The 7,142-nt window shown below is 66.1% G+C and carries 6 protein-coding genes; 1 reads left to right on the top strand and 5 read right to left on the bottom strand.

Going from position 1 to position 7,142, the window contains the following annotated elements:
* Nucleotides 1–94 precede the first annotated feature (94 nt).
* On the top strand, nt 95–1,120 hold the full coding sequence (locus Q8Q83_RS13940; protein WP_305624670.1) for a patatin-like phospholipase family protein: 1,026 nt from the start codon (nt 95–97) through the stop codon (nt 1,118–1,120).
* A 172-nt stretch (nt 1,121–1,292) separates the two neighbouring features.
* Here the strand turns inward: Q8Q83_RS13940 and Q8Q83_RS13935 are convergent, their stop codons facing one another.
* From Q8Q83_RS13935 to Q8Q83_RS13915, 5 genes are all read right to left on the bottom strand, one after another.
* The gene (locus Q8Q83_RS13935) at nt 1,293–1,988 is read right to left on the bottom strand and encodes a response regulator (protein ID WP_305624668.1); all 696 of its coding nucleotides are present in this window, start codon (nt 1,986–1,988) and stop codon (nt 1,293–1,295) included.
* Between the two features lie 4 nt (nt 1,989–1,992).
* Nucleotides 1,993–4,641, bottom strand: a complete 2,649-nt coding sequence (locus Q8Q83_RS13930; RefSeq protein WP_305624666.1) for a sensor histidine kinase KdpD — start codon at nt 4,639–4,641, stop codon at nt 1,993–1,995.
* A gap of 191 nt (nt 4,642–4,832) precedes the next feature.
* The gene (locus Q8Q83_RS13925) at nt 4,833–5,912 is read right to left on the bottom strand and encodes an AI-2E family transporter (protein WP_305624665.1); all 1,080 of its coding nucleotides are present in this window, start codon (nt 5,910–5,912) and stop codon (nt 4,833–4,835) included.
* Nucleotides 5,913–5,999: 87 nt separating this feature from the next.
* Entirely contained in the window at nt 6,000–6,815 is an 816-nt protein-coding gene (locus Q8Q83_RS13920) for a DUF4892 domain-containing protein (RefSeq protein ID WP_305624663.1), read from the bottom strand.
* On the bottom strand, nt 6,812–7,142 hold a 331-nt coding region (locus Q8Q83_RS13915), incomplete at its 5' end, for a glutathione binding-like protein (RefSeq protein WP_305624661.1). The genes Q8Q83_RS13920 and Q8Q83_RS13915, both read right to left, overlap by 4 nt.

The following is a 7,142-nucleotide window of genomic DNA, read 5'->3' as shown; positions in this document are numbered from 1 at the left end:
CGAGCGCAGTAGTTTCTCAACGGCCTGCAAATCGTGCCTTGGCGGCGGGCAATGCTGCGCGTATGTTCGAGGGATAATGGATTGGGGGTGCCTGATGAGTAAACGCATAGCGCTGGTATTGGGTTCCGGGGGGGCGCGGGGCTATGCGCATATCGGCGTCATCGAAGAGCTGGAAGCCCGCGGTTACGACATCGCCTGCATCGCCGGCTGCTCCATGGGCGCGGTGGTCGGCGGCATCTACGCCGCCGGCAAGCTCAAGGAATACCGCGACTGGACCCAGAGTCTGGATTATCTGGATGTGCTGCGCCTGCTCGATGTGAGCTTTCGCCTGGGCGCGATCCGCGGCGAGAAGGTATTCGGCAAGATTCGCGAGATAGTCGGCGAAATTAATATCGAAGAGCTGCCGATCCCCTTTACCGCGGTGGCCACCGACCTCACCAACCAGCAGGAGATCTGGTTTCAGGAAGGCTGCCTGCACCAGGCCATGCGCGCCTCGGCGGCGATTCCCAGCCTGTTTACCCCGGTCATTCAGGGCAAACGCATGCTGGTCGACGGCAGCCTGCTCAACCCGCTGCCGATTATCCCGGTGGTGTCCAGCCACTGCGATTTGATCATCGCGGTCAACCTCAACTCGAGCAACCAGCGGCATTACGAGTTGCCGGTGATCGAACGCCCGCCCGCCTTGAAAGGCCGCCTCGACCAGCTGATGAGCTCACTGGGGTCGCGCCTGCCCAACTTCAAATGGATAAATGGCGATGACGATGAGCTGCTGTTACTGGAATCCCAGGCCAGCCAGTTGAGCGGCGAAACCATAAACCCCTGGCAACAGAGCAGCCGCAGCGCCAGCGACAAAGCCTCGGCACCGAAATCCGCCAGTGGCTCGCGGGTGGCCGACCTCAGTGGCCCGGCGTCCCTACTGGAGCTGATCAACCAGAGTTTCGAGGTGATGCAGACCTCCCTGGCGCAATACAAGATCGCCGGCTATCCGCCAGACATCCTGATCAATATCCCCAAGCGGGTCTGCCGCTTCTTCGAGTTCTACAAGGCCCCGGAGCTGATCATGCTCGGCCGGCAGATCGCCAGCGATACGCTAGACAAATACGAGCGCGGCGATCTCTAAGAATCTGTTTACGATCTCGCGAGCTAAAGCCAGACAAGGCGCTACGTAGTAACAGCCGAAGGCTGGTCAAAACGCCGAGGAAGCGCAGTTTACGAGTTGTAAATGAGCATTCCGAGGCTGTTTTTAACGCCGGATGGCCGACGCGCAGCAGATCATAAACAGGTTCTAGGACTCAGGCCGAGTCGCGTAAGCGATAGCCGACACCCGCCTCGGTAACGATAAAACGCGGCGCGGTGGGGTCATCGCCGAGTTTCTGGCGTAAATGCCCGACCACTACGCGCAGGTAGTGGCTGTCCTCGCCGTGGCTGGGGCCCCAGATATCCTTGAGCAGTTGCTGCTGGGTCACCACCCGACCGCTATGCCGCGCCAGCTGCGCGAGTACCGCGTACTCCTTGCGCGTCAGGCTTATTTCCACGCCATCCAGGCTGACCCGGCGGTAGGCAAAATCCACCTGCAAGGGCCCACAGCCGACGCTGGCAGCCGCCTGCTCGGCGCCACCGGCCAGACGCAGCAACACCCGCACGCGGGCGAGGAACTCCTGAATGCCGAAGGGTTTGCTCACGTAGTCGTTGGCACCGCCATCCAGGGCCAGGACCTTTTCTCCCTCGCTGGCGCGCACCGACAGCACCAGCACCGGGATTGGCGACCAGGCCCGCAGCTCGCGCAGCACGGCCTGGCCGTCCATATCCGGCAGGCCCAGATCGAGCACCAGCAAGTCAGGCTGGTGCAGTGCCGCCTGGGCCAAACCCTCCTGGCCCGTGCCCGCCTCAAGCACCCGATAGCCCTGGGCACTGAGGCTGATGCGCAGGAACTTGCGAATCTGCGCTTCGTCATCGATCAGCAGAATGCTGCTTGGCTTGCTGGTCATAGCCCTACTCTTCTTCCAACAACGGCTGCGGGTGCAGCGGCACATGCAGGACCAGGCTGGCACCCTGGCCATCCAGCCCCTCGCCGACGCTGACCCGCCCACCATGGGCGCCCAGCATGCCCTGGCAGATCGCCAGGCCCAGGCCGGTGCCCTGGCCGCCTCGATCCCCTCTGGCCGCCGTGTAGAACATATCGAAAATCTTCGCCCGCTCGTGCTCGGGAATACCCGGCCCCTGGTCGCTGACACTAAAGCGCAGCTCCTGCCTATCGCTCTCGATCGCCAGGCGCAGCCGGCCCTGGGCTGGCGAGAAGCGTGCGGCGTTTTCCAGCACATTGACCAGCGCCTGTTCGATCAAGGCGGCATGCACATACAGCAGCGGCAACTCGTCCGGCACCTGCGTCTCGACCCGCAAGGGCGCCAGCACCTGACGCAAGCGCTGCAGCGCGCTGGCGACTATATCGGCCGGCGCCACCCAGTCGCGCGTCAGCTTGAGGCCGCCGTGGCCCAGGCGGGTCATGTCCAGCAGGTTCTGGATATAGCGATCGAGGCGCTCGGCCTCATCGCGAGTGCCCTCCAGCAGTTCGCGGCGGTCCGCCAGGGGGATCTGCTCGCCGATGGCCAGCAGGCTGTCGATCGAGCCGCGCATGGCGGTCAGCGGCGTGCGCAGGTCATGGGACACCGAGGCCAGCAGCGCGCTGCGCAACTCCTCGGTCTGCCCGTGCAGGCGCGCCGCTTCCAGATCTTCGGCCAATTGCGCGCGCTCCAGGGCCTGGGCCAGCGGTTGACCGAGGGCGGCGAGCAAGCGGCGTTGCTCCGCTGGCAGCCTCCCGCCGTCCCTGGGGCTGACCCCGAGCAGGGCCAGCGGGCCGGCTTCACCGGACAGCGGCCACCACCACCAACGCCCGCCCGGCAAGGTGCCGGTGCCGAGGCCCGCGGGCTGGCCATGCTGCCAGGCCCAATCGGCGGCGGCGCGCTCCTGCTCGGTCAGCAGCCGCTGCACGCCGGCTTCGACCTTCCACACGCCGTCGTGGCTGCGCGCCAACAGGCTGATCTCCAGTCCATGCCAGGGGGCGAACTGCTGCAACGCCGCAGACAATACGGCCTGGCGGTCGGTGGCGGCGGTCAGCTTGCGCGACAGCTCGAGCAGCGCGCTGGTTTCCGCCTGAGTCTGGCGCAGGGCCTGCAGCTGACGGCGCAGGCGAGTCGCCAGGTTGCCGGTGAGGCCGGCCATCAGCAGGAAGAACAGCAGGGTCAGCACATCTTCCTGGCGGTGGATGTTCAGGGTCAGGGTCGGCGGGATAAACAGGAAGTTGTAGGCCAGGAACGACAGCCCGGCGCAGGCCAACGCCGGTCCCTGGCTACTGCGCACCGCCACCACCAGCACCGCGGCGAGAAAGATCAGGGAAATATTCGGCAGTTCCAGTAACCGCGCCAAGCCCAGGGCGATGGCGGCAGCGACGAGGGTTGCCAGCAGCGCCATCAGGTAGTCGCGCCAGGCCAGCGGCTGGCTTGCCCGAGGCCTGGCCGGCGCCTGGTCGACCTCGCTATCCAGCACACTGATCTCCAGGCCCTGGCCTTGCGCCAGCAGGCGCTCGGCCAGACCGCGGCCCAGCCAACGGCGGCGCAGGCGCTGACGGCTGCGGCCGACCAGAATCAGGCTGGCGCGACGTTCATGGGCATGCTCGATCAGGGTCCGCGCCACCGCTTCGCCACGCAGGCTGACCACCTCACCGCCCAGGCGTTCGGCCAGTTGCTGCGCCGCCTGCAGGTTGCCCAGGCGCTCTTCGTCGCGCTGGCCGCCGGTATCCACATGCACCACCGACCAGGGCAAGTGGCGCCGCTCGGCCACTCGGCAAGCATGCCGCACCAGGCGCTCGGCCTGGGCATCGCCGTCTATACCGAGCAGCAGGCGCCCGCGCACTGCCGGGGCCTCCTGGCCTTGCAGGCGGTAGCGCCGATTGAGGTCGGCATCGACCCGCGCGGCGGCGGTCTGCATCGCCAGCTCGCGCAGGGCGGTGAGGTTGGTCTGGCTGAAAAAGGCATCGATGGCCGCCCGCGCCTGCTCGGGCACATACACCTTGCCCTCGCGCAAACGCTCCAGCAGCTCGCGCGGTGGCAGGTCGACCAGGAGGATTTCGTCGGCCTCCTGCAGTACCCAATCCGGCACGGTTTCGCCCACCCGCACGCCGGTGATATCGCGCACCTGATCGTTGAGGCTTTCCAGGTGCTGCACATTGACCGTGCTGTACACATCGATGCCGGCCTCGAGCAGCTCCTGCACATCCTGCCAGCGCTTGGCGTGGCGGCTGCCGGGGGCGTTGCTGTGGGCCAGTTCGTCGACCAGCAGCAGCTTGGGCGGCTGGGCGAGAATGCCGTCCAGGTCCATCTCGCGCAGCGTCACGCCACGCTGCTCCAGGCGTTGCAGGGGCTGCTGCGGCAGGCCGGCGAGCAAGGCCTCGGTTTCCGCACGACCGTGGGTTTCCACCACACCGGCGCGCAGGTCGACGCCCTGGCGCAACTGCGCCTGCGCCGCCTGCAGCATGGCGAAGGTCTTGCCCACGCCAGGCGCCGCGCCGAGGAAGACCTTCAGCCGGCCGCGCCCCGCCTTGGGCAGCTTATCCAGCGGGGCGTCGGCGCGTACGGCATCGGTCATGCAACTTACTCGGTCTTGGCAAAGAGCAGATTGTCGGCCAGGGCCAGATGGAGCGCCAGCAGATTGACCAAGGCCGGGCCCAGCAGCGGCTCCCCCCTAAAGCAAAACGGCCAACCGACCCGCTGCTGCGGATAGGTTGGCCGTTAGTGAAGTCCGTCTAGGCTAAGTCTTACAGCTGAGGCACAGGGATTTCAGCCCTGCTGCTTTTCCTCGGCCTCGGGCACGACCTGGACAACCTGCCCCGGCCCGCTGCCGACCCAGTCGCCGAGCAGGCTATAGGCCACCGCCAGCAGGGTCGGGCCGAGGAACAGGCCCAAAAAGCCGAAGGCCAGAATGCCACCGAATACCCCGAACAACACCACGATCAACGGCAGGTTGCCGCCGCGACTGATCAGGTAGGGCTTGAGGATATTGTCCACGCCGCTGATCACGAACAGCCCCCAGATGCCGAGGAAGATCGCCATGCCCACCTCGCCCTGCCACACCAACCAGGCCACGGCGGGCCCCCAGACCAGGGGGGGCACCATGACCAGGCTGGCGGCGAAGGTAAGCAGGCCGAGAAACAGCGCGCCCGGTATGCCGGCGATCATAAAGCCGATCCAGGCCAGGAGCGCCTGGGCGGCGGCGGTGCCTATCACCCCGTTGACCACCCGCTGCACGGTGCCGGCGATCAACTCCAGGTAGTGTTCGGCGCGCTCGCCGATCAGGCGCTGCAACAGACTATGGGCAAAGGCCGCCAGGCGCGGCCCGTCGCGGTAGAAGAAGAACACCAGAATCAGGCTCAGGGCCAACTCCAGCACGCCGCCACCTATCTGCGCGCTGCGCGCCAGCAGCCAGTTACCGACTTGACCGAGATAGGGCCGCACGGCGGCGAAGAACGCCGCGCCTTGCTGATCTATGGTTTGCCAGAAGCCCAGCAAACGTTCGCCGATCAGGGGCACGCCAGCCAGCCAGACGGGGGGCGGCGGCAGGCCTTCGACCTGGAAATCCTTGAGCAAGGTGGTCATATCCTTGATGTGGTCGGCCAGGTTGAAACCCAATACCACCAGGGGTACGGCCACCACCACTGTCCAGGTCAGGGTCAGCAGGCCTGCGGCCAAGGCTTCCCGGCCACCCAGGCGGCGGGTCAAGACGCGCATCACCGGCCAGCTGGCGAACGACAGCACCGCGGCCCAGAACAGCGCCGACCAAAAAGGCGCCAACACCCACAGGCTCGCGCCCAGCAAGCCAAGCAGCAGAATCTGCACCAGCAAGCGATCATTAGTAGCCATGCACACAGCTCCAAACACCAAGAAAAACGGCTCTGCGCCTAAGCCCAGAGCCACAGAGATTGCTTCGGCAACATGCCGCCCATGCCCCTAGCGCAGCACCTCGATCCGCAGACCGCTGCCAGTCGGCGCGCCCAACTCCAACCTGGCCGCCCGCACCCGCTGCGCGATCAAGGCCTCGCGCCAGGCTTCGGCGTGCGCCCCACCCAGGCTCACGCGCATTGTGCTGTCCTGATTCAGGCTGCGCGCCAGCAGCGCCACCCAGGCCTCGCTCGGTTCGCCCAGCTGGGCCAGGCGTAACGCACCGCTGCTTTTCAATTGCCGCTGCAAGGTGGCGGGCGTCGGCAGGATTTCGCCCAGGGGGGCACTGGCCTGCAGCAGTTCGGCATGCAGGTAGGCCCGTTTGCTGCCCCGGGTGATGCTGTAGAGCGCCAGCAGGCTGTCTTGCCCCGGCGCGGCCAGGCGCAGCAACGCATAGGCTTGCTGCTCATCGGGGCCATACAGGGTGGCATTGGCAAATACCGCATTGGCCCACAGGTTGCTGGAGCCGCACTCGCGGCCCACGCACCAGTACAGCAATTCGGCGGCCTGGGCCTGCAAGGCCTCGCGGGCCGCGGCGAACACTTCCTCGGCGGAATGGCTGCGCGGCAATTCGTAGGTCAGCGCGGTCAACTGCCCCTGGGCCACCACTTCGCGCTCGTAGCGCAATTTGTCACTGATGCGGCGGATCGACCCTTGCGGGTAGATGCGCTCCTGCGCGGCGACTTCCTTGAAACGAACAATCTGGCTGCCGGCAAAACGTGGCAGCACGTCCAGGTCCCGACTGCCGGCGATATCCGCCGCCCAGCCCGCAGCGTTCGCCCACAGCAGCGCCAGCCCAAGCACACAACGCAGCGCCGGACTCATTGCATCAGCATCGACTGGGCGGCTTTGATCAGTTGATCGCCGTCCTCTTCGCGGCGCGGCACCAGCAAACCGCGCTGCACCGCGGGGCGCTCATTGAGTGCGGCCATCCAGCGCTGCAGATGCTCCAGCCCCTCGACGGAAACACCCGCCCAGTCGTGCGCCCGCACCCAGGGATAGGTGGCGATATCGGCAATGCTGTAAGCATCGGCCAGGTATTCGGCCTCGCCCAGGCGGCGATTGAGCACCTCATAGAGGCGACGGGTTTCGTGCTGGTAACGGTCGATGGGGCCTTGCAGCTTTTCCGGGAAATAGCGCAAGAACACATTG

It is taken from the genome of Pseudomonas sp. (assembly GCF_030696055.1).
In the GTDB taxonomy this organism is placed as follows: domain Bacteria; phylum Pseudomonadota; class Gammaproteobacteria; order Pseudomonadales; family Pseudomonadaceae; genus Aquipseudomonas.
The sequence above is the reverse complement of the archived record's forward strand: the minus strand, read 5'-3'. Positions and strand labels throughout refer to the sequence as shown.

Bases quoted from the DNA above. Each gene is read 5' to 3' on its own strand.
- Q8Q83_RS13925 (WP_305624665.1), bottom strand. From the start codon at position 5,912: ATGGCTACTAATGATCGCTTGCTGGTGCAGATTCTGCTGCTTGGCTTG.
- Q8Q83_RS13920 (WP_305624663.1), bottom strand. From the start codon at position 6,815: ATGAGTCCGGCGCTGCGTTGTGTGCTTGGGCTGGCGCTGCTGTGGGCG.
- Q8Q83_RS13935 (WP_305624668.1), bottom strand. From the start codon at position 1,988: ATGACCAGCAAGCCAAGCAGCATTCTGCTGATCGATGACGAAGCGCAG.
- Q8Q83_RS13930 (WP_305624666.1), bottom strand. From the start codon at position 4,641: ATGACCGATGCCGTACGCGCCGACGCCCCGCTGGATAAGCTGCCCAAG.
- Q8Q83_RS13940 (WP_305624670.1), top strand. From the start codon at position 95: ATGAGTAAACGCATAGCGCTGGTATTGGGTTCCGGGGGGGCGCGGGGC.